Origin of the sequence: Vibrio paracholerae (assembly GCF_037672085.1) — a bacterium.
GTDB lineage: Bacteria > Pseudomonadota > Gammaproteobacteria > Enterobacterales > Vibrionaceae > Vibrio > Vibrio cholerae.
Map to the genome: position 1 here is coordinate 228,360 of NZ_JBBHLM010000003.1, position 20,092 is coordinate 248,451.

At 48.1% G+C, this 20,092-nt stretch carries 15 protein-coding genes and 8 tRNA genes; 7 read left to right on the forward strand and 16 right to left on the reverse strand.

Annotation, left to right across the window (positions count from 1 at the left end):
* Positions 1-144: 144 nt before the first annotated feature.
* From miaA to tsaE, 4 genes are read right to left on the reverse strand one after another with little or no spacing between them, the layout of a single operon-like run.
* Positions 145-1,092: a tRNA (adenosine(37)-N6)-dimethylallyltransferase MiaA gene (gene miaA, locus R4537_RS18405; RefSeq protein ID WP_000192302.1), complete on the reverse strand. Its 948-nt coding sequence runs from the start codon at positions 1,090-1,092 to the stop codon at positions 145-147.
* Complete coding sequence (gene mutL, locus R4537_RS18410) at positions 1,089-3,050, reverse strand: DNA mismatch repair endonuclease MutL (protein ID WP_071178710.1); 1,962 nt, start codon at positions 3,048-3,050, stop codon at positions 1,089-1,091. The genes miaA and mutL overlap by 4 nt, the downstream gene beginning before the upstream one ends.
* A gap of 6 nt (positions 3,051-3,056) precedes the next feature.
* Positions 3,057-4,775 (reverse strand): N-acetylmuramoyl-L-alanine amidase, encoded by a 1,719-nt coding sequence (locus R4537_RS18415; RefSeq protein ID WP_000935820.1) that lies wholly within the window; start codon positions 4,773-4,775, stop codon positions 3,057-3,059.
* A complete protein-coding gene (gene tsaE, locus R4537_RS18420; protein WP_001085083.1) occupies positions 4,769-5,233 on the reverse strand; it encodes a tRNA (adenosine(37)-N6)-threonylcarbamoyltransferase complex ATPase subunit type 1 TsaE in 465 nt (154 codons plus the stop codon). The genes R4537_RS18415 and tsaE overlap by 7 nt, the downstream gene beginning before the upstream one ends.
* Positions 5,234-5,437: 204 nt before the next feature.
* On the opposite strand from tsaE, the gene queG reads away from it, so the two are divergent.
* Positions 5,438-6,547, forward strand: coding sequence for a tRNA epoxyqueuosine(34) reductase QueG (queG, locus tag R4537_RS18425; RefSeq protein ID WP_071178709.1), 1,110 nt, complete (start codon positions 5,438-5,440; stop codon positions 6,545-6,547).
* Between the two features lie 570 nt (positions 6,548-7,117).
* Here queG and R4537_RS18430 read toward each other — a convergent pair.
* The 9 genes from R4537_RS18430 to orn form a co-directional block, all read right to left on the reverse strand.
* Positions 7,118-7,194: transfer RNA gene (locus R4537_RS18430), tRNA-Met, on the reverse strand.
* 42 nt (positions 7,195-7,236) lie between these two features.
* Positions 7,237-7,313 (reverse strand) — tRNA-Met (locus R4537_RS18435).
* A 42-nt stretch (positions 7,314-7,355) separates the two neighbouring features.
* Positions 7,356-7,432: transfer RNA gene (locus R4537_RS18440), tRNA-Met, on the reverse strand.
* A gap of 183 nt (positions 7,433-7,615) precedes the next feature.
* Positions 7,616-7,691 (reverse strand) — tRNA-Gly (locus R4537_RS18445).
* A gap of 34 nt (positions 7,692-7,725) precedes the next feature.
* A tRNA-Met gene (locus tag R4537_RS18450) sits at positions 7,726-7,802 on the reverse strand.
* Between the two features lie 164 nt (positions 7,803-7,966).
* Positions 7,967-8,042: transfer RNA gene (locus tag R4537_RS18455), tRNA-Gly, on the reverse strand.
* A 157-nt stretch (positions 8,043-8,199) separates the two neighbouring features.
* A tRNA-Gly gene (locus tag R4537_RS18460) sits at positions 8,200-8,275 on the reverse strand.
* A gap of 278 nt (positions 8,276-8,553) precedes the next feature.
* Positions 8,554-8,629: transfer RNA gene (locus R4537_RS18465), tRNA-Gly, on the reverse strand.
* Positions 8,630-8,787: 158 nt separating this feature from the next.
* Positions 8,788-9,333, reverse strand: coding sequence for an oligoribonuclease (gene orn / locus R4537_RS18470; protein WP_057643701.1), 546 nt, complete (start codon positions 9,331-9,333; stop codon positions 8,788-8,790).
* 122 nt (positions 9,334-9,455) lie between these two features.
* Here orn and rsgA point away from each other — a divergent pair, with 122 nt between their 5' ends.
* The 6 genes from rsgA (at position 9,456) to R4537_RS18500 (ending at position 17,124) form a co-directional block, all read left to right on the forward strand.
* The gene (gene rsgA, locus R4537_RS18475) at positions 9,456-10,517 is read left to right on the forward strand and encodes a small ribosomal subunit biogenesis GTPase RsgA (protein WP_001075109.1); all 1,062 of its coding nucleotides are present in this window, start codon (positions 9,456-9,458) and stop codon (positions 10,515-10,517) included.
* A 95-nt stretch (positions 10,518-10,612) separates the two neighbouring features.
* The gene (gene asd, locus R4537_RS18480) at positions 10,613-11,470 is read left to right on the forward strand and encodes an archaetidylserine decarboxylase (RefSeq protein WP_071178696.1); all 858 of its coding nucleotides are present in this window, start codon (positions 10,613-10,615) and stop codon (positions 11,468-11,470) included.
* Between the two features lie 208 nt (positions 11,471-11,678).
* Entirely contained in the window at positions 11,679-13,094 is a 1,416-nt protein-coding gene (locus R4537_RS18485; RefSeq protein ID WP_000939669.1) for an SLC13 family permease, read from the forward strand.
* A gap of 151 nt (positions 13,095-13,245) precedes the next feature.
* Positions 13,246-14,133 carry a DMT family transporter gene (locus R4537_RS18490; protein ID WP_071178695.1) on the forward strand — a complete coding sequence of 296 codons (888 nt, stop codon included), beginning with the start codon at positions 13,246-13,248 and terminating at the stop codon, positions 14,131-14,133.
* A gap of 142 nt (positions 14,134-14,275) precedes the next feature.
* Positions 14,276-15,808: a 2,3-bisphosphoglycerate-independent phosphoglycerate mutase gene (gene gpmM, locus R4537_RS18495; protein WP_071178694.1), complete on the forward strand. Its 1,533-nt coding sequence runs from the start codon at positions 14,276-14,278 to the stop codon at positions 15,806-15,808.
* Positions 15,809-15,975: 167 nt separating this feature from the next.
* The gene (locus R4537_RS18500) at positions 15,976-17,124 is read left to right on the forward strand and encodes a murein hydrolase activator EnvC family protein (RefSeq protein WP_071178693.1); all 1,149 of its coding nucleotides are present in this window, start codon (positions 15,976-15,978) and stop codon (positions 17,122-17,124) included.
* On the opposite strand, the gene R4537_RS18505 is transcribed toward R4537_RS18500, so the two are convergent.
* The 3 genes from R4537_RS18505 to hemE form a co-directional block, all read right to left on the reverse strand.
* Positions 17,121-18,080, reverse strand: a complete 960-nt coding sequence (locus tag R4537_RS18505) for an acetyltransferase (RefSeq protein WP_071178692.1) — start codon at positions 18,078-18,080, stop codon at positions 17,121-17,123. The two genes, R4537_RS18500 and R4537_RS18505, sit on opposite strands and share 4 nt — an antisense overlap.
* An 86-nt stretch (positions 18,081-18,166) precedes the next feature.
* Entirely contained in the window at positions 18,167-18,802 is a 636-nt protein-coding gene (locus tag R4537_RS18510) for a TetR/AcrR family transcriptional regulator (RefSeq protein WP_071178697.1), read from the reverse strand.
* A 98-nt stretch (positions 18,803-18,900) separates the two neighbouring features.
* Positions 18,901-19,968, reverse strand: coding sequence for a uroporphyrinogen decarboxylase (hemE, locus tag R4537_RS18515; protein WP_000137604.1), 1,068 nt, complete (start codon positions 19,966-19,968; stop codon positions 18,901-18,903).
* Between the last annotated feature and the right edge of the window lie 124 nt (positions 19,969-20,092).

Here is a 20,092-nt window from a genome sequence, read left to right on the forward strand (position 1 = left end):
AGTAATTATTTAGCTAGCGGTGCAGCAGAATTATATGCAGCCTTGCATCTGAGCTAAACGAATCAAAATCCCCGTTGCTACCGATGCTCAACAGAGTACCAATAGCGGATCCTTTCCGGGGTACATCACGCAAAAGCGATCACATTATACACAGCTTATTTCGTTGGAAGCTATCGCATTCGAGAGCGTTTCAACGGCTTGATCAACGTTTTCGCTATCTAACCAAGTTAAATCATCCCAGCTGCGTAACCAGGTGATCTGTCGCTTGGCCAATTGACGGGTGGCACAGATGCCGCGATAAATCGCTTCATCTAAGGTTCCATGACCGTCTAAGTAATCCCACATCTGTCGGTAGCCGACGCAGCGAATCGAAGGAAGATCCGGATGAAGATCATCTCTGGCATATAATGCTTTGACCTCTTCTTCAAACCCTGATTCGACCATTTTCTCAAAGCGAAGTTCAATCCGACGATGGAGTTCTGCCCTTTCCTTGGGAGCAATTGCAAACTGCAGCACCCGATAAGGAATTGCTTCCCCTTTGGTTTGCGTCAGTTCAGTAAGAGTTTTACCTGAAATTCGATAAACTTCCAATGCCCGCGACAATCTTTGTGGATCATTGGGATGAATTCGCTGTGCTGAGACGGGATCAATCTGTTGTAACTGATCATGTAACGCCTGCCAGCCCAGCGTTTCAGCTTCCCGTTCGATCTGCTGGCGAATCACGGGATCCGCGGCAGGTAGTGGTGATAACCCTTCGAGTAAGGCTTTAAAGTAGAGCATTGTGCCTCCCACCAACAGTGGGATTTTGCCCTGAGCGACGATATCCGCCATCTCTTTTAATGCATCACGACGAAAATCGGCAGCCGAATACGCTTCGCTCGGATCGAGAATATCGATCAAACGGTGCGGTGCGAGTGCTAGTTCTTGAGCATCAGGTTTTGCGGTACCTATGTCCATCCCCCGATAAATCAGTGCCGAATCGACGCTGATGATCTCCACCGGATATTTCTGACGTAAGCGAATGGCTAAATCCGTTTTGCCAGAGGCCGTTGGGCCCATTAGGAAGAGGGCGAGAGGTAACTTTTGAGTCATGAGTGTAATGCTGTAATTGAGGCGGAAAAATCCACCAAAGTAATAAAATGCGGGTCTTGCAAAGGCAAATTGCCTTGCCAGAGCTGCTCCAGCTCTGCGATCAAGCCGATCGCCTCGGCTAAAGTGTAGTCTCTTTTTTCTACAACGATACGTTGAGTTAACCAATCCGCCAACGCTTGATGGCTCAAGGCTTGGCTTTCCGAGCAACTCGCCGCGTAAGATAACAGATCCGGCAGCAATTGCTGTAAATTTTGCTGGCGCAGCGGCTGCGGAACCGCCATCACCATAATGCTGTGATTGGTGCGCGTTTTCAGTTCAATACCCAGTTGCAACAAAGCCGATGAATGACGCTGCGCCACTTGCCATTCAGATTCATTCAGTTTTAGCGCAAGTGGCACCAGCAGTGGCTGCGCTTTCAGCGCACCATGCTGAGCATTGAGTAATCCACGCAGTTTGAGTTGCTGAGCTTGGTATAGCGAGATAAGCACACAGCCTTGTGGGCTACTCATCAACAGGTACTGTCCCGCCACCACTTGGATCGCTTTACCCAGTTTTTCGATAGCAGTATTAGCCTTGACGGCTTCAATGAATGGGGAAACGGCACAAGCAGTATTCGGTTCTTCATCCGATAAATCGGGAGTTTGCATCAAGGTTTGATAAACCGCGGCCTCTTTTTTGCTGACGGATGCCGAACCATATCTTTCTTTGCCAGTACTTGCAGTCTTGGGTGAAGCCACCCAAGGATTGCTGACCGCTCGCTCTCTAACCTGCTGATTATCGCTCTCATCCCTATCGTTATCACGTGGAGCTTTACGCGGATAATCTGGCGTATTTTGCACCGCTTGCCACACTCTTTCTTGTTGCGTGGTCTCTATCATCGGCACAACCGGAGGATTCACCTCTTCCGCGCAGTGAGGTAAATGAAACGCCCCTTCATTAATGGTCGGAGCCATCACCTGCGCACTTTGTACTAGCGCACTGCTTAAGGCTTGATAGATGAAATCATGAACGAGGCGAGCTTGATGGAAGCGCACTTCATGCTTGGCTGGATGGACGTTGACATCCACTTGATGAGGATCGAGTTCAATAAACAGCACATAGGTAGCAAATTGATCGGCACGTAAGCTGGTTTCGTAGCTTTGGCGAATCGCATGATTGATCAGCTTATCGCGCATCATCCGGCCGTTTACGTAACAGTATTGCAGATCGCTCTGCTGGCGCGCGCCTTCCGGCGTCGTGATCCAGCCATGCAGTTTAAGCCCTTGGTGCTCTAACTCAATGCGTAACATATGTTGCACAAACGGGTTGCCACACACCGCAGCTAAACGTTTTTCCTGCTGCGGTAAAGTCGTTGCAGCGCGATACTGACGCACGATTTTTCCGTTATGGCGCAGAGTAAAGCTGACATCAAAACGGCTCAGCGCAATTCGTTTGAGCAGCTCATCAATATGGGTAAATTCGGTTTTTTCGGTGCGCAAAAATTTACGCCGTGCTGGGGTATTGAAAAAGAGATCCAACACTTCCACTGTCGTGCCCACGGGGTGAGCTGCAGGCTGTAACTTGACCGACATATCGCGGCCTTCACTATAGGCAGACCATGCTTCTTCTTGCGCTACCGTGCGCGAAGTGAGGGTTAACCGTGAGACAGAGCTAATACTGGCTAAGGCCTCACCACGAAAGCCAAGGCTCATGATCGCTTCCAGATCATCGAGGGTGTGAATTTTAGAGGTCGCGTGACGACTCAGCGCAAGCCCTAGTTCGTCCTTATCAATACCTGATCCATTATCGCGAATACGAATGAGCTTAGCGCCCCCCTTCTCGATATCAATATCAATTCGAGTGGCTCCGGCATCTAAACTATTTTCCACCAGCTCTTTAACTACAGACGCCGGTCTTTCTACCACTTCACCCGCTGCAATTTGGTTAGCTAAACGAGCGGGTAGGATTCGAATCGTCATGATCGCCTATTTATTCGGGATAATCAGTTGCTGCCCAACCAACAGCTGGTCAGAGCGTAGCTGGTTGGCTTGGCGAATGCTATCAACGCTAACATTGTATTGTTCAGCAATTTTGCTCAGGAATTCACCACGCTGTACTTTGTGCCTACGTAGCGGCTTATCTTTTAGACTCACAGTGATTTTCAACTTCTGCCCGAGCACCAAAGTATCTGACTTCAGATTATTCTCTTTTTTTATCGAGGCCACAGAAACCTTATAAGTAGAGGAAAGCTTACCAAGAGAATCGCCCGTTTTTACAACATGAGTAATGGTTTCGGTTTCTACAGGATTCGCCAGCACAGGAACAGGCACAGGTCTTGGTGCTGACGAAGCAGGAATGGTCAGCAGTTGCCCAACTGAAATTGTCGAGGAATTGAGGTTGTTGGCTTTTTTCAAAGCGTCGACACTCACCCCATATTGGTTAGCAATCAGGCCAATCGATTCACCACGCTGCACTTTGTGTTTCTGCGCTTTACCTCGGTTGGCAAACAGTGTGCCTTCTGGCGGATTATCTTCAAAGTACTGCACAATTGCTGTTGCTAAAGCGCGTGCTAACTTATCTTGATGGCTGCGCTGAATCAGCAACTGTTCTTCTGATGGATTCGAGATAAAGCCCGTTTCAACCAGTACAGATGGGATGTCTGGTGACTTTAGGACAGCCAAACTCGCATTAACGGGTTCGGTTTTATGCAGATGCGCTACCTTGCCCATTTCACGCAAAATATTCGTCGCGACCTTATAGCCCTCTTTCTGCGAATGACTAAACTGCAGATCCAGTAGGGTCTGACTCACGTTACGATCGTTATTGGCTTTCGAAAGTACTTCGCCAGCACCGCCCAGCAATTCAGATTGTTGCTCGTGATTTTCCACCCAACGGGCAATTTCGGTATTGGCACGGCGGGTATTAAGCACAAACACCGATCCCCCGCGCGGATGTGGTGTATGGAAGGCATCAGCGTGCACCGAAACCAACAAGTGAGCCTTACTGCGACGTGCGATTTCCGTGCGCTTATTAAGATTAACAAAATAATCGCCCCGGCGAGTCAATACGGCTTTCATCCCCGGCACAGCATTAAGTTGATCTGCTAACTTTTTCGACACGCTCAAAGTGATGTCTTTTTCATATTTGCGTGTAGGGCCGATGGAACCGGGATCTTCACCGCCATGTCCTGCGTCAATCGCCACCACAATATCGTCATTCCCTAATAGCTGAGAGGCATCTTTACTCACTTGAGCGGGTGAACTGGGCGCGCTGACCGAAGAGCTCTCACTCACTCGGCCATGAGGCATATCGATGACTAAACGATGACCATATTGACCACCGGGTGTAGGCGCTAGCTTAAATAAAGTTGGCGCTGTTTTTTGTTTGAGCTCAAACACTAAACGAAATGTGCTTTTTTCAGGAGGAGATGAAGCACGAACTTTCGATAAAATTCCACTTTCAGTGACATTAACTGGCAGCTTAGCCCGCGAGGTACTCCGTTTGAGGTCAACCACCAAGCGCTCAGGAGAACTGAGAGTAAAGTAGCTGTAATCGACCTCTGATTGGACATCTAATACCACTCGTGTTTCATCAGGGGAAGGCCACACGCGCACGCCTTCCAAAACGTTCGCCCAAGTTTGAGGTGCGAGCGCGAGTAAAACAAATCCAAAGAGTAAGAATACAAAACGGCTAACGTTCAACATAACTCCAACCGACTCAAAAGGTCGCATCCATAATGGTTATTGGCTGTCAGCGTAGCGATCCGCTGCTCGCCGTCGTAACGCAAATCAATATCAAGATCAGCATGCGGCAGTAGCCCATGACCTTTTTCTGGCCACTCGACTAAACAAATCGCATCTTCTGTAAAGTAATCGCGAATCCCCATAAATTCGAGCTCTTCAGGATCCAGTAAACGATAAAGATCAAAATGATAAACCTGCCACGCACCGAGTTGATACGGTTCAACCAGTGTATAGGTTGGGCTTTTGACGTTACCTTGATGACCTAAGGCACGAATAAAACCGCGGCTGAAAGTCGTTTTTCCCGCTCCAAGATCGCCGTGCAGATAAAGCGTCGTCTGTTGTGAACATATCAGCGCTAACGCACGACCTAATTCAATCGTGGCTTGCTCATCTTTTAGGGGAAAAATCTTGCTGTTCATTACGCTTTTCTCGACAGAGTCTTTGTTGACTATAAAGAAATCAAAAGAACTCGAATAGTAAACTGGGTTGGAATTGGGAGACAAGATCTGTTCTGTTAACAAAGCGAAAAATATCGTAGATCCTGTAAAGTCTCACAAAGATTAACGCTAGAAGAGGGTAAAAAGATCCGTTAAGATCCACGCCCCTTATCGTGAGTACCCGACATGGACTACCAACAACTGGCAAATCAGATCAAACAATGGGCGATCGAATTCGGCTTTGAAAAAGTCGGGATTTGCGACGTCGATTTGAGTGAACATGAACCAGCATTGCAGGCTTGGCTAGACGCAGGTTACCACGGTGAAATGGATTGGATGGCGAGACACGGCATGATGCGCGCGCGCCCTGCAGAACTCTTACCCGGAACGCTTAGAGTGATCAGTGCACGCATCAACTATCTCCCACCACAAGCGCAGTTTGCTTCGAACTTAAGCGATCCCAACCAAGCTTATATCAGCCGTTACGCTTTAGGGCGTGATTACCACAAACTTGTTCGAAATCAGCTCAAAAAACTGGGGGAAAAAATCGAACAAGAAGTGGGAAAACTGGGCTACCGTCCTTTTGTCGACTCCGCCCCGATTCTTGAACGCCCTCTGGCACAAAAAGCGGGATTAGGTTGGACAGGAAAACATTCGCTGATTTTAGATAAAGAGAACGGGTCTTGGTTCTTCTTGGGGGAATTATTGGTTGATATTCCCTTACCCGTTGATGAACCAAGCGAAAATCAATGCGGCAAGTGTACCGCTTGTATAACAAGCTGCCCAACCAATGCCATCGTTGCCGAAGGCGTGGTAGATGCACGACGTTGTATTTCTTACCTTACAATTGAGTATTCGGGGGTTATCCCCCTGGAGTTTCGACGCGCAATGGGCAACCGAATTTACGGTTGTGATGACTGCCAACTCGTATGTCCTTGGAATCGCTTGGCCCCTTTAACTCAGCAAAGTGACTTTCATCGCCGACAAAGTCTCAACAATGCGGATTTAGTGGTGTTATTTGAATGGGATGAGGCGGCTTTCCTGAAAAATATGGAAGGTTCAGCCATTCGGCGCATTGGTCATCAGCAGTGGCGGCGCAATTTGATCATTGCTATGGGCAACGCTCCTTACTCTCCGCGGATTATCGATACACTCCAACGTCATCTGGGGCAAAGTGAATTGCTTGATGAGCATATTCATTGGGCTTTGGATGAGCAAAACCAAAAGACCTCAACAGCTCGCCAGCATGCTCGCCTGATTCGAATTATTGAAAAGGGGCTGCCAAGGGATGCATGAACAGAGCAACTTGCATAATTAAGAGAATGATTGTTTGATGCCCATCCCAATTTGCGCTATGTGGACAACATTTTTAATCAGACGCTGTTTTCTATCGCTTTAAAAAAGTTAATCACAACCTAGGTAAATGACTAGGATCAAGTTTTTAGACTGCAATGATCTTAGAGCTCTATTTTCTGCTTAGAGCGAAAAATGACAAATTAATAAAAAACAACAACTTAACTAGAAACCCTCACCAAGCCAAGCCTTGGAAGCAAGCAAAGATCCTCAGAGAAGTCAACTCGAAAAGCTAAGATACAGAGTTTATCAACTGTTTTATCCACAGATTTTTTTTGTGGATAACTCTGTTAATGAAGACGACAAAGTAAGCGAAATCCGTAATCAGCGGGTACACTTTCGGCTGCTTGAAAAGAGAATATTTGATACATGAGAGCGATATTATTGAGCTGACGCACAATGAATGACTCGCGGGGATGATGCTTCACAGCATTATAGAAAGAGCTTTAGCAAAATGCTAAACACCCTAAAAAAGAAAAAGCTGCGCATGAGCACAGTCTCTCTTTAAAGAATTGGTTGCGGGGGCCGGATTTGAACCGACGACCTTCGGGTTATGAGCCCGACGAGCTACCAAGCTGCTCCACCCCGCGTCCGTATTGTGTCACTGTTAAGCACAGTGAAAGCTTTGAAATTGGTTGCGGGAGCTGGATTTGAACCAACGACCTTCGGGTTATGAGCCCGACGAGCTACCAAGCTGCTCCATCCCGCGTCCATATTGTGTCACTGTTAAGCACAGTGAAAGCTTTGAAATTGGTTGCGGGAGCTGGATTTGAACCAACGACCTTCGGGTTATGAGCCCGACGAGCTACCAAGCTGCTCCATCCCGCGTCCATATATCGCTAAAGCAATAAATCTTTTCTTCAGTTTTCTGTAGTAGGCAAGAAACTGGAGCGACACACGAGGTTCCCTTCCTTAAAACAAAAAGGTGTGACCTCAACCTTGGCTAGGTTTTACTCATCAAATGAGCGAGTGTGGCGCACTTCATCGTTAAGTACGATGAAACTATTAATTTGGAGCGACACACGAGGTTCGAACTCGTGACCTCAACCTTGGCAAGGTTGCGCTCTACCAACTGAGCTAGTGTCGCATTTGTCGTGACGCTACTGCATCTACGAAAGATTTGGTTGCGGGGGCCGGATTTGAACCGACGACCTTCGGGTTATGAGCCCGACGAGCTACCAAGCTGCTCCACCCCGCGTCCGTGTGTTATCGTTAAGCACGATAAGGGCTATGAAACTGGAGCGACACACGAGGTTCCCTTCTTTAAAACAAAAAGGCGTGACCTCAACCTTAGCTAGGTTTGCTCATCAACTGAGCGAGTGTGGCACACTTCATCGTTAAGTACGGTGACAACTAATAATTTGGAGCGACACACGAGGTTCGAACTCGTGACCTCAACCTTGGCAAGGTTGCGCTCTACCAACTGAGCTAGTGTCGCACTTCATCGTTAAGTACGATGACAACTATTAATTTGGAGCCACACACGAGGTTCCCTTCTTTAAAACAAAAAGGCGTGACCTCAACCTTGGCTAGGTTTGCTCATCAACTGAGCCAGTGTCGCACTTCATCGTTAAGTACGATGACAACTATTAATCTGGAGCGACACACGAGGTTCGAACTCGTGACCTCAACCTTGGCAAGGTTGCGCTCTACCAACTGAGCTAGTGTCGCACTTCATCGTTCAGTACGATGACAACTTCAATCAGGAGCGACACACGAGGTTCACTTCTTTAAAACAAAAGGCGTGACCTCAACCTTGGCTAGATTTGCTCATCAACTGAGCTAGTGTCGCATCTCATCGTTAAGTACGATGACAACTATCAATTTGGAGCGACACACTAGGTTCCCTTCTTTAAAACAAAAAGGCGTGACCTCAACCTTAGCTAGGTTTGCTCATCAACTGAGCCTGTGTCGCACTTCATCGTTCAGTACGATGACAACTATTAATTTGGAGCGACACACGAGGTTCGAACTCGTGACCTCAACCTTGGCAAGGTTGCGCTCTACCAACTGAGCTAGTGTCGCATCAACAACGTTTTCCGTCGTTTAGGGCTGCGAATTATAAGAGCATTTTCTTGCGATGCAAGAGCTTCTCGTGAAAAAAACTCTTTTTTTTTTCGTTTGCCGAAAAAGCACGCAAGATGTCGAACAATTGCTCTTTTTATAGCATTGGGCGCATCGTATTAGATCTTGAATACCGATTTACGATAAAACTGAAGCTCGGCGATCGACTCGCGAATATCATCCAAAGCAAGGTGACTACCCGTTTTACTGAACGCTTTCAGCACTTCCGGTTGCCAGCGGCGAGTCAGCTCTTTGATGGTACTGACATCGATATAACGATAATGGAAGTAAGCTTCCAAACGCGGCATATGTTTGTAAAGGAAACGTCGGTCTTGGCCAATACTGTTACCACAAATCGGCGATTTCCCTTCTGGTACCCATTGTTTTAAAAACGCGAGCGTTTGTTCAATCGCTTCGTCTTCGCTTACTTGACTTTGACGCACTCGCGCCACCAAGCCACTCGCAGTGTGGGTTGTGGTACACCATTCATCCATTTTCGCGAGTTCAGATTCTGGTTGATAAATCGCAATCACTGGGCCTTCAGCTAAAATGTTTAACTCACTGTCGGTGACAATGGTCGCCATCTCAATGATTTTGTGCGTCTCAGGGTCAAGTCCCGTCATCTCTAAATCAATCCAAATCAGATTCTGGTCACTGAAAGACATAATGGTGCGCCTATAGGGGTTTATTCACAAAAGAGGTACTATACCCAAATTCAGATCGACAGGATACGTATCAAATTGAGATTTGATACGCCTTATATCTAGCAGAGAGTAAGTAGAACACTGTGGCAAAAAAGAAAAAGCTTACACACGGTCAAGTACGCCGGGTTAGAAATAACCAACATAAAAAACTCAAACAAGAAGAGTCTATCGTTTGGGATGAGGCCTTGCTCGGCAATGCTCAACCGGGATTAGTGATTACCCGCTTTGGTCAACATGCCGATATTGAGGATCCAGCAACAGGGGAAATTCATCGCTGCAACTTGCGTCGAGGCATCGAAAGTTTAGTATCTGGCGATAAAGTGCTATGGCGCCCGGGCGCTGAAACTCTTGCAGGCATTTCCGGTGTAGTAGAAGCGGTGGAAGCGCGCAGCTCTGTATTAGTGCGCCCCGACTATTACGATGGTCTCAAACCTGTTGCGGCAAACGTAGATCAAATGGTGATCGTGTCCTCGGTATTGCCCGAGCTCTCTCTGAATATTATTGATCGCTACTTGATTGCTTCCGAAACGTTGGGCATTGCGCCACTCATCGTGCTCAACAAAATTGATCTACTCAGCCCCGAACTACGCGAACAATACACAACATGGTTAAATGATTACCGCGCCATTGGCTATGACGTGCTCTACGTCAGTAAAAAGACTGGTGAAGGAATTGCGGATCTTGAAGTGAAACTGCGCGATCGCACCAACGTATTTGTGGGTCAATCTGGGGTTGGAAAATCCAGCTTAGTCAATGCGTTACTCCCAGAGCTGGAAGATGGCGTTGAAGAAGGTGCAATTTCTGAAACGTCTGGCTTAGGTCAACACACCACCACAGCAGCTCGGCTTTATCACATCCCAAGTGGCGGTAATTTAATTGACTCGCCCGGAGTACGTGAATTTGGTTTGTGGCACTTAGAAACCGATGATGTCACCAAAGCTTATGTCGAATTTCGCTCTTACTTAGGCGGCTGTAAATTTCGTGATTGCAAACATGGGGATGACCCAGGTTGCTTGTTGCGTGAAGCCGTAAGCAAGGGAGAAATCAGTACACTGCGTTTTGATAATTACCATCGTATTGTACAAAGCATGACGGAAAACAAAGCCAATCGGCAGTATTCGCGCAGCAAAAAAGCCGATTTGTAAGAGCAAATTGTTAGCAAGTTTAGAGCATCTACTGACAGTAGGCGCGATTTTCAGTAACATCTCGCGCCCATCACTACTCTATTGGAATGTAAACCATGGATAAGATTAAAGTTGGACTGCAATATTGGATTCCACAACATGCCCTGACCCGCTTGGTTGGCAAGTTGGCGTCTGCGCGTGCAGGCAGCCTGACCACGGCCATCATCCGCTGGTTCATCAAGCAATATAACGTCAACATGGACGAGGCTCTGCACTCTGACCCGACCCACTTCAAGACGTTTAATGAATTTTTTGTACGTGAGCTAAAAGCTGGCGTGCGCCCTATCGCTGAAGGCGAAAAGGTGATCACTCATCCTGCCGATGCGTGCGTGAGCCAGTTTGGTGCGATTGAAGACGGTAAGCTTATCCAAGCCAAAGGCCACACTTATTCAGCCCAAGAGCTGCTAGGTGGTGATGCCAAGCTCGCGGAAGAATTCCGTGATGGCGATTTCGCCACTCTGTATCTCTCACCACGGGATTACCACCGTGTGCATATGCCTTGCGATGGCACACTGCGTCAAATGATCTATGTACCGGGCGATCTGTTCTCGGTCAATCCTCTGACAGCGGAAAATGTTCCAAATTTATTTGCTCGCAATGAGCGTGTGGTGTGCATTTTCGATACCGAATTTGGCCCGATGGCACAAGTGCTAGTGGGTGCAACGATTGTTGGTAGCATTGAACTGGTTTGGGCGGGCACCGTGACGCCACCGCGTGGTAACACCGTTTATCGTTGGGACTACCCAGCCAACGGTAACCAAGCCGTGGTTCTCAAAAAAGGCGAAGAGATGGGTCGCTTTAAGTTGGGCTCGACCGTGATCAACCTGTTTGCCAAACAAGCTATTCGTTTTGATAAGAGCATGGCACTGAGTGCACCAACCCGCATGGGTGAACCCTACGCACACCAAGCTTAATATACGAGTTAGAGTTGCAGCCTACACCAATGCAGCTTCAAGTCGGAACAATCAACATCCCAGCTTCGGTTGGGATGTTGTCTTTTGAAGCTCGCCACACATCTGTATTGTCGCTGATAGCAAAAAATCAAAAATTCAACCGCCCTCTAAGACCCATAGATTTCAGTCGCTTACTCTAAGCTTTCATTTGAGCCAAGAGGGAACGCCCATGCTGCAACTGGAACGAGGTCTACTCGTCAAACTTCTGATCTGTTTCTTACTGCCGTTGGGCATACTATTGATGCCAATTGATGCGATCCCAATTCAGGATCTCACCTTGGTTCAACACCGGTTATTAGCCATTTTTCTTCTTGCCGCACTACTATGGGTATTAGAACCTGTACCTGTGTTTGCCACATCGATTCTGATCATTGCCCTTGAACTCATCATGATTTCCGATAAAGGTTTGCATGGCTTTCGGGCTCCTGACCCGCATCATCCGCTCGGTGAACTCCTTAAATACACTGATATTTTCAGTGCCTTTTCCTCTCCCATTATCATTTTGTTTATGGGCGGTTTTGCTTTAGCCATCGCCGCATCTAAATACGAATTGGATAACAACTTAGCACGAGTGCTACTCAAACCTTTTGGCCACCAGCCTAAGTACATCATGCTCGGGTTAATGCTGATCACCTCGGTTTTCTCGATGTTTATGTCCAACACAGCGACCACAGTGATGATGTTGGCGCTGCTTGGCCCTATTGTTGCTTCTGCCCCCAAAGGGGATTTAGGCATCAAAGCACTGGTGCTGTGCATTCCGATTGCGGCCAACACAGGAGGCATCGCAACCCCGATCGGCACGCCACCTAACGCTATCGCATTGCAGTATTTAACAGGGGCAAACAGCATTGATTTTCTGTCATGGATGATGATGGGATTGCCATTCGTACTGGTACAACTGACCATCGCTTGGTTCTTGCTACAAAAGCTTTTCCCCTCCTCACAAGCCACAATGACCTTGAAACTCAAAGGCGAATTTCAACGCGGCTGGCGTGCCATGTTGGTCTACATCACGTTTGCTTTAACCATAGTGTTATGGATGACCACCACATGGCACGGCATGAATACTTATGTAGTGGCGATTATTCCACTGGCCGTGTTCACTCTTACAGGCATCATGGGCAAAGACGAGCTGAAACAGATCAACTGGGATGTGCTTTGGTTAGTCGCCGGCGGTATCGCGATTGGTATCGGCCTTGAACAGACAGGGCTTGCCCAAGCGTTAGCGCACGCCATCGACTATCAATCTCTCTCACCTATGTTGATTGTTATTGCCCTTTCACTGGTGTGCTGGTTGATGGCCAACTTTATGTCTAACACGGCGACCGCCAACTTGATCATGCCGATTGCCGCAGCGATTGGTACTTCGATGAGTAGCCTTGAGCAAGTCGGCGGCTTACAAGCGCTGTTAGTCGTGGTCGCTTTTTCCGCGTCACTGGGGATGATTTTGCCCGTTTCGACACCGCCCAACTCGCTCGCTTACTCAACAGGACTTATCGAAAGCAAAGATATGGCCAAAACAGGCTTGGTCATCGGGGTGATTGGTCTTGGCATCGTTTATCTGATGGTGTTCCTACTCGGGTAAACTCCCTCTTTCACCTCTCCTTCACACCTTGTCGTCACTATTGATACTGTAAGGTGTGAACCCTCTAATCGCACAGAAATTGGTTTTGTTTTCCTGATTGCTTAATGGCATATTGAGTACCCTCATCACTCCCAACCGCAAGGATGACGCAATGGGTTACGAATGGCTGGCACTTGCTGCGGCCTGTCTTTGGGCTATCGCCAGTTTACTTTCTATCACACCCGCGAAACACCTCGGCTCTTTTGCTTATAGCCGCTGGCGTATGGGGTGTACCTCCGTCATCTTAACCACCATTGCCCTATTCACCGGAGGTTGGTTAACGGTACAAAGCAGTGCGATTCCAGCCATGATGTTGTCTGGTTTGATTGGGATCTTTATCGGTGATACCGCGCTTTTTGCTTGCCTGAATCGCATGGGGCCAAGGCAGTCCGGCTTACTCTTCTCCTGTCATGCGGTGTTTTCTGCCGTACTCGGTTATTTCCTGTTTAGTGAAAGCATGACCAAGCAAGAGCTATTCGGCTCTACTTTAGTGTTTGGCGGCGTTCTGATGGCGATTTTCTTTGGTCGCCGAGGGCAAACTGGGCCTAGTTTGGATAGCATCAATGGCAGTGTGTGGGTTGGCATTGGACTCGGCTTAACCGCCGCCTTATGCCAAGCCCTCGGGGGCATTATTGCCAAACCCGTGATGCAAACAGAGATCGATCCGGTTGCTGCCTCTGCGATGCGGATGATCACAGCCTTTGCGGCTCACTCTTTACTGCGTTTAACTGGCGTGCGCATTGCTCGTCCTACACAAACCATCACGCTCAATATCTTTTTGGTCACGGCACTCAACGGCTTTATTGCCATGGCGGTTGGTATGACGCTGATCCTCTACGCTCTGCGTGAGGGGAATGTCGGCATGGTCGCACTGCTCTCCTCCACCACGCCCATCATGCTGCTACCACTGCTTTGGTTCTACACTAAACAGTGCCCAAACCGCTATGCTTGGTTAGGGGCTATCCTTGCTGTTGGGGGCACCAGCTTATTGGTGTCTTAAACTCGATTTTGATCAATAGGCTACATTTACTTGCATTGATAGAGAGAATCATTGATCTTAACCGGATGCAAAGCGTCTAGATTGTAGTAAAATTACGCTAATTTTACGTTTCAGTTATTTTGATTTTGACGAGGTTAGAACTATGTCAGCTAAGAAGCCAATGGCTCTGGTGATCCTAGATGGTTGGGGTTACCGCGAAGACAACGCAAATAACGCGATCAATAATGCGCGTACACCTGTGATGGATAGCCTAATGGCCAACAACCCTCACACTCTGATTTCTGCTTCTGGTATGGACGTAGGTCTGCCTGATGGTCAAATGGGTAACTCAGAAGTAGGTCACACCAACATTGGGGCTGGCCGCATTGTTTACCAAGACCTGACTCGCATCACCAAATCGATCATGGATGGTGAATTCCAGCAAAACGAAGTTTTGGTGGCTGCGATTGATAAAGCGGTTGCTGCAGGCAAAGCGGTGCACCTGATGGGCCTGATGTCTCCAGGTGGTGTGCACTCACATGAAGACCACATCTACGCAGCAGTAGAAATGGCAGCCGCACGTGGCGCAGAAAAAATCTACCTGCACTGCTTCCTTGATGGACGTGACACGCCACCACGTAGCGCAGAAGCCTCACTGAAACGCTTCCAAGATCTGTTTGCCAAACTGGGCAAAGGCCGTATCGCTTCTATCGTGGGCCGTTACTACGCCATGGATCGTGACAACAACTGGGAGCGCGTTGAAAAAGCCTATGACCTGCTGACTCTGGCGCAAGGTGAGTTTACTTATGACTCAGCGGTTGAAGCACTGCAAGCCGCTTACGCTCGTGAAGAAAACGATGAGTTTGTGAAAGCAACGGAAATCCGTGCAGCGGGTCAAGAGTCTGCCGCGATGCAAGATGGCGATGCTCTACTGTTCATGAACTACCGTGCTGACCGCGCGCGTCAAATCACCCGTACTTTCGTACCTGATTTCGCAGGCTTTAGCCGCAAAGCCTTCCCAACGCTGGATTTTGTGATGCTGACTCAATACGCAGCAGACATCCCACTCAAGTGTGCATTTGGTCCAGCATCACTGGAAAACACTTACGGTGAGTGGCTATCAAAAGCGGGTAAAACTCAGCTACGTATTTCTGAAACCGAGAAATACGCACACGTAACCTTCTTCTTCAACGGCGGCGTTGAAAATGAATTCCCAGGCGAAGAACGTCAACTGGTAGCTTCACCCAAAGTGGCCACCTACGACCTACAACCAGAAATGAGCTCTAAAGAGCTGACTGACAAGCTGGTTGCAGCGATCAAATCAGGCAAATACGATGCGATCATCTGTAACTATCCAAACGGCGACATGGTCGGTCACACTGGTGTTTACGAAGCTGCAGTGAAAGCGTGTGAAGCAGTAGACGAGTGTATTGGTCGTGTGGTTGAAGCCATCAAAGAAGTGGATGGTCAACTGCTGATCACCGCTGACCACGGCAACGCGGAAATGATGATTGACCCAGAAACGGGCGGCGTACACACAGCGCACACTAGCCTACCTGTACCACTTATCTATGTCGGCAACAAAGCGATCAGCCTAAAAGAAGGCGGAAAGCTATCGGATCTGGCTCCAACCATGTTGGCGCTGTCGGATCTGGATATTCCAGCAGACATGTCAGGCCAAGTGCTGTACAGCTAAGCTGACTCGATGATGATGAAAGCCCTGAATACTCAGGGCTTTTTTATACGCTTTTCCCACCGAGTGCGATGAGAATTGCAAACTTTTGACATCACAGGCTCGCCTGATGCCAAGCTTTGGGTATACTGAAGCACCCGTTTTTATTCACTAACACTAGACCAAACTCAATGACAGCAAAGGATCCGCACGCGATTTTCAGTGACTTTCTAGGAAAAACCTTGACCCGTCGTCTGCTGGCCTGCCTGCTATTTATGGTTACGCCGCCGCTCTTTGCGGCTACGCAACAGGAGTTAACGGGGGTAAAAAGTGAAATATCTCGCCAACAACAATCACTGGCCGAGCAACAAAAATCACTCGATCAACTACAACAAGCCCTTAAACAACAAGAGCTTGGCATCAACAGTATCGAAAATCAGATCACGAAAACCAAAAACGATCTGGAGAATGCCAATCGCAACATTGCTCAGCTCAATAGTAATATTCAGGCGCTGGAAACTCAGAAACAGCAACAGGCCGATAAACTCGAACGCCTACTGCAAACCTACTATCTCACTAAACGCTCACTGACGAATGGTCAATTTTTTCATCGCAGTGCCGATGAAGACCGAATCAGTCAGTACTATCAACATTTGGCAAAAAGCCGCGCACAAGCTATCGAGGCTCTAGAAAAAACTCAAACTGAGCTCAACAGCAACCAAAAACAAAGACAAACAGAGCGTGAGCAAATCGAAAAGCTGCTTGCTGAACAAACTCAGCAACGAGATAAGCTGGCCAAAACACAAAGTGAACGTAAGCAAACCGTAAAAAAAATTGAGAGCAGCATTTCTGGTAATAAAACGTATCTTGCTGAACTACAGCGTAATGAGACTCGTCTTAAAGCTGAAATTGCTAAAGCAGCTAAACGTAACGCGGTATTAATGAATGGTATCGCCAGCCAGCGTGGCAAGCTGCCGTGGCCACTGAAAGGACGTGTGTTACACAACTTCGGTGAGCGCCAAACTGGGCAAATTGACTGGAAAGGCTTAGTGATTGATGCCAATTATGGCCAAGAGGTCAAAGCGGTTTATCCGGGAACGATCGTGTTTGCCGAGTACCTGCGAGGTTATGGTCTTGTCGTGCTACTCGATCACGGTAAAGGCGACATGACGTTGTATGGTTTCAATCAAACTCTGCTCAAAAAAGAGGGCGATAAAGTTACCACCGGAGAAACTATTGCCCTTGCGGGTGATACCGGCGGTCAATCTCGCCCTGCCCTCTACTTTGAAATCCGTCGTAATAGCCGCGCGGAAAACCCTTCGCAGTGGCTACAACGCTAAGAGGCGTAAAACGCTTCGACAACTTCAATCACTTTATCGAGCAACGCATGGGGGAGTTGATTGATTCCCCCTGCTGATTCTCGCCCCCCACCAGAAGGGAATTGAGCACACAAAGCGCCAGCTCCCCGCTTATCACTCAAGGGAGCACGTAAAGAGAGTGTATAGTGCTGCTCATCCGCACACGTCACAATCAAATGCGCACGTTGCACATCCTGATTGGCAAGATGATTGGCGAATGCACCGCTCACGCGCTGCGCTGCTGCACAATCAGGTAATATCACCACGGTTAAACTTGAGCTCTGATAATAAGTCGGTTGCTCAAGGGCAAAAGCAAAATCTTGCTGATAAGCGCTGCGTAGCTGGTAGAAGGGTGAGTTGAGATCGGCCAGCACAGCCCACGGTGTTTGATAAGCGAGTAAAGTTTGATACAACGCATCGGGCGCGAAATGCAGTTCAGATACGGTGCGGCCATAGCCATTGTAGTTAATCAGCGTGCCTAATTCACTAAGCTCTGCGGTTTGCGCGGCATCGAATCCCGCTTCCTCAGCCAGAGTGTGTGCCACGCGGTGTAAGTTATCGCCAAATGCTGCTGTTATCGCCCAGTCACGAAAACGTCCTTTCAGTAGACGATCAATGATCAATGCCGTACAGAGATTTGCATCAGTATCAATATGTGCTTGCAGTGCAGAATGGGCAGGAATATCGCCGGGCTGATGATGGTCGGCATAAAATACATGAGCTCCCGCTTGCAGAGCTCGCTGCAAGCCAAACTGATTTTTAGCCATGGAGATATCCAATACCACCAGCTCATCACCAGCCGTTACCGTCAGTCGATCGAGTAAGGCAATATCGCGCTTAACCCCCGTGACTAGCTGAGTCGATTTAGGATGCGCTAGACGCCATTGCACAAGAGAAAGAATGCCATCAGCATCCCCATTAAATACATCGTAATCCACGTAAAGCTTCCTTTCTGGCTGGGAATGTTCAGGAAGTTAGCAACGAATCGACTCCATGCCCAAGACAGATTGGTTATAACTCATGCTCAGGCATGCATAGCTCGCACACCTTCTTCAAGCAGTTGAAGCTGCTCACGCCCCGCCTTAGTGGCACAAGGTTTAACGACCGAGATCATCTGCAACATGCCTTGATGAATCACCTCTTCAGTGATCTGAGTTTTGTGTGACATCGCCGATTGATAACCAAGCCAGCTAGACGCAATCAGATGCAGAGTTCGCACCAGTTTCGGCATCTCATCCTCATTCAACTCCAGCAGTTGCAGATTGACAAAATTGCGCACAATATCAATCAAATTGGTCTGTAATCGTTCTTGAACTCGAATGTAGTCCGCATGCAACTCTTCATCGCGCTGCAAGATTTCCGGCAAATTGGCATAGAAAAAACGGTATTTCCACATCAGAGTGAAAATCGAATCCAAATAGTGCTTGAGTAGAGAAAGGCTCTCATACTGACCTTGTAGCGGGGTAAAACGCTCAATCAGCTCCGCCGAGTAGAGCGCAAAAATATCACGCACTATCTCCTGCTTATTGCGAAAGTGGTAATACAAATTACCTGGGCTGATCTCAATATGAGCAGCGATGTGGTTAGTCGTGATGTTACGTTCACCTTGCTGATTAAACAGCTCAAGTGCCGTATGCACTATGCGATCCTTAGTTTTCATCATGATTCGCTTCGTCTTTCTGTCTGGATTACCGAAGTATAAAACAGTCGGGCTCAAGATGTGAAAAGCGTCTGACCTGCAGACGCTTTTCACGTTTACTATAGATGATACGGCTTCGAAAGCTCATGCACCGCTTCAACAAACACACCGGCATTTTCAGGCGGCACGTCCAAATGAATACCATGCCCCAAGTTGAACACATGACCAGTACCACCTTGGCCAAATCCAGCCAAAATACTCGCCACCTCTTCACGAATTCGTGGGGCAGGAGCATACAGAATGGAAGGGTCCATGTTGCCTTGCAGTGCCACTTTGTCTCCCACACGCGCTTTAGCGTCGGCGATATTGATTGTCCAATCTAAACCCACAGCATCACAACCTGTAGCCGCGATCTGCTCCAGCCACATGCCACCATTTTTGGTAAACAGAGTGACTGGTACACGGCGGCCTTCGTTTTCACGAATCAAGCCATCGACAATCTTGTGCATGTATTGCAAAGAGAACTGTTGATAATCACGCGGTGTTAACACGCCGCCCCAAGTATCAAATACCATCACCGCTTGTGCGCCGGCTTTAATCTGAGCATTCAGGTAGCTGATCACACTGTCAGCTAATTTATCTAACAGCGCATGCAGCACGGCAGGCTCGCTGTACATCATCTTTTTGATTTTGGTGAAGGCTTTTGAACTGCCACCTTCAACCATATAAGTGGCGAGCGTCCAAGGACTGCCAGAGAAACCAATCAGCGGCACTTCACCTTGCAGATCTTTGCGAATTTGACGCACGGCGTTCATCACATACTGCAATTCCCCTTCTGGATCGGGAATGCCAATCTTATCGACATCAGCTTTACAGGTAATAGGACGCTCAAAAACCGGTCCTTCGCCCGCCGCAAAACGCAGCCCAAGTCCCATCGCATCAGGAATCGTCAAAATATCAGAAAACAGGATCGCAGCATCAAGCGGAAAACGTCGCAGCGGCTGTAAAGTCACTTCTGAAGCCAACTCTGCATTCTTGCACAGCGCCATAAAATCACCCGCTTGAGCACGAGTGGCACGGTATTCAGGGAGATAACGCCCCGCTTGGCGCATCATCCATACAGGAGTGTAATCGACTGGCTGCTTGAGCAAAGCACGCAGGTAGCGATCATTTTTTAATTCAGTCATGGTGATTCCCACTTTTTCGGCTTCTTTACTTTGGCGCGTATTCTAACATCGTTTGTCCCACAAAAGCGGTTGGCTTTGCAAGCGGGATCAAGTTATTAACTTTTAAATCAATGCTTAAATTGCG

Coding starts and splice junctions, on each gene's coding strand:
- queG (WP_071178709.1), top strand. CDS start 5,438: ATGGACTACCAACAACTGGCAAATCAGATCAAACAATGGGCGATCGAA.
- R4537_RS18485 (WP_000939669.1), top strand. CDS start 11,679: ATGCTGCAACTGGAACGAGGTCTACTCGTCAAACTTCTGATCTGTTTC.
- asd (WP_071178696.1), top strand. CDS start 10,613: ATGGATAAGATTAAAGTTGGACTGCAATATTGGATTCCACAACATGCC.
- R4537_RS18500 (WP_071178693.1), top strand. CDS start 15,976: ATGACAGCAAAGGATCCGCACGCGATTTTCAGTGACTTTCTAGGAAAA.
- R4537_RS18415 (WP_000935820.1), bottom strand. CDS start 4,775: ATGTTGAACGTTAGCCGTTTTGTATTCTTACTCTTTGGATTTGTTTTA.
- miaA (WP_000192302.1), bottom strand. CDS start 1,092: ATGACTCAAAAGTTACCTCTCGCCCTCTTCCTAATGGGCCCAACGGCC.
- hemE (WP_000137604.1), bottom strand. CDS start 19,968: ATGACTGAATTAAAAAATGATCGCTACCTGCGTGCTTTGCTCAAGCAG.
- R4537_RS18490 (WP_071178695.1), top strand. CDS start 13,246: ATGGGTTACGAATGGCTGGCACTTGCTGCGGCCTGTCTTTGGGCTATC.
- gpmM (WP_071178694.1), top strand. CDS start 14,276: ATGTCAGCTAAGAAGCCAATGGCTCTGGTGATCCTAGATGGTTGGGGT.
- orn (WP_057643701.1), bottom strand. CDS start 9,333: ATGTCTTTCAGTGACCAGAATCTGATTTGGATTGATTTAGAGATGACG.
- R4537_RS18510 (WP_071178697.1), bottom strand. CDS start 18,802: ATGAAAACTAAGGATCGCATAGTGCATACGGCACTTGAGCTGTTTAAT.
- tsaE (WP_001085083.1), bottom strand. CDS start 5,233: ATGAACAGCAAGATTTTTCCCCTAAAAGATGAGCAAGCCACGATTGAA.
- mutL (WP_071178710.1), bottom strand. CDS start 3,050: ATGACGATTCGAATCCTACCCGCTCGTTTAGCTAACCAAATTGCAGCG.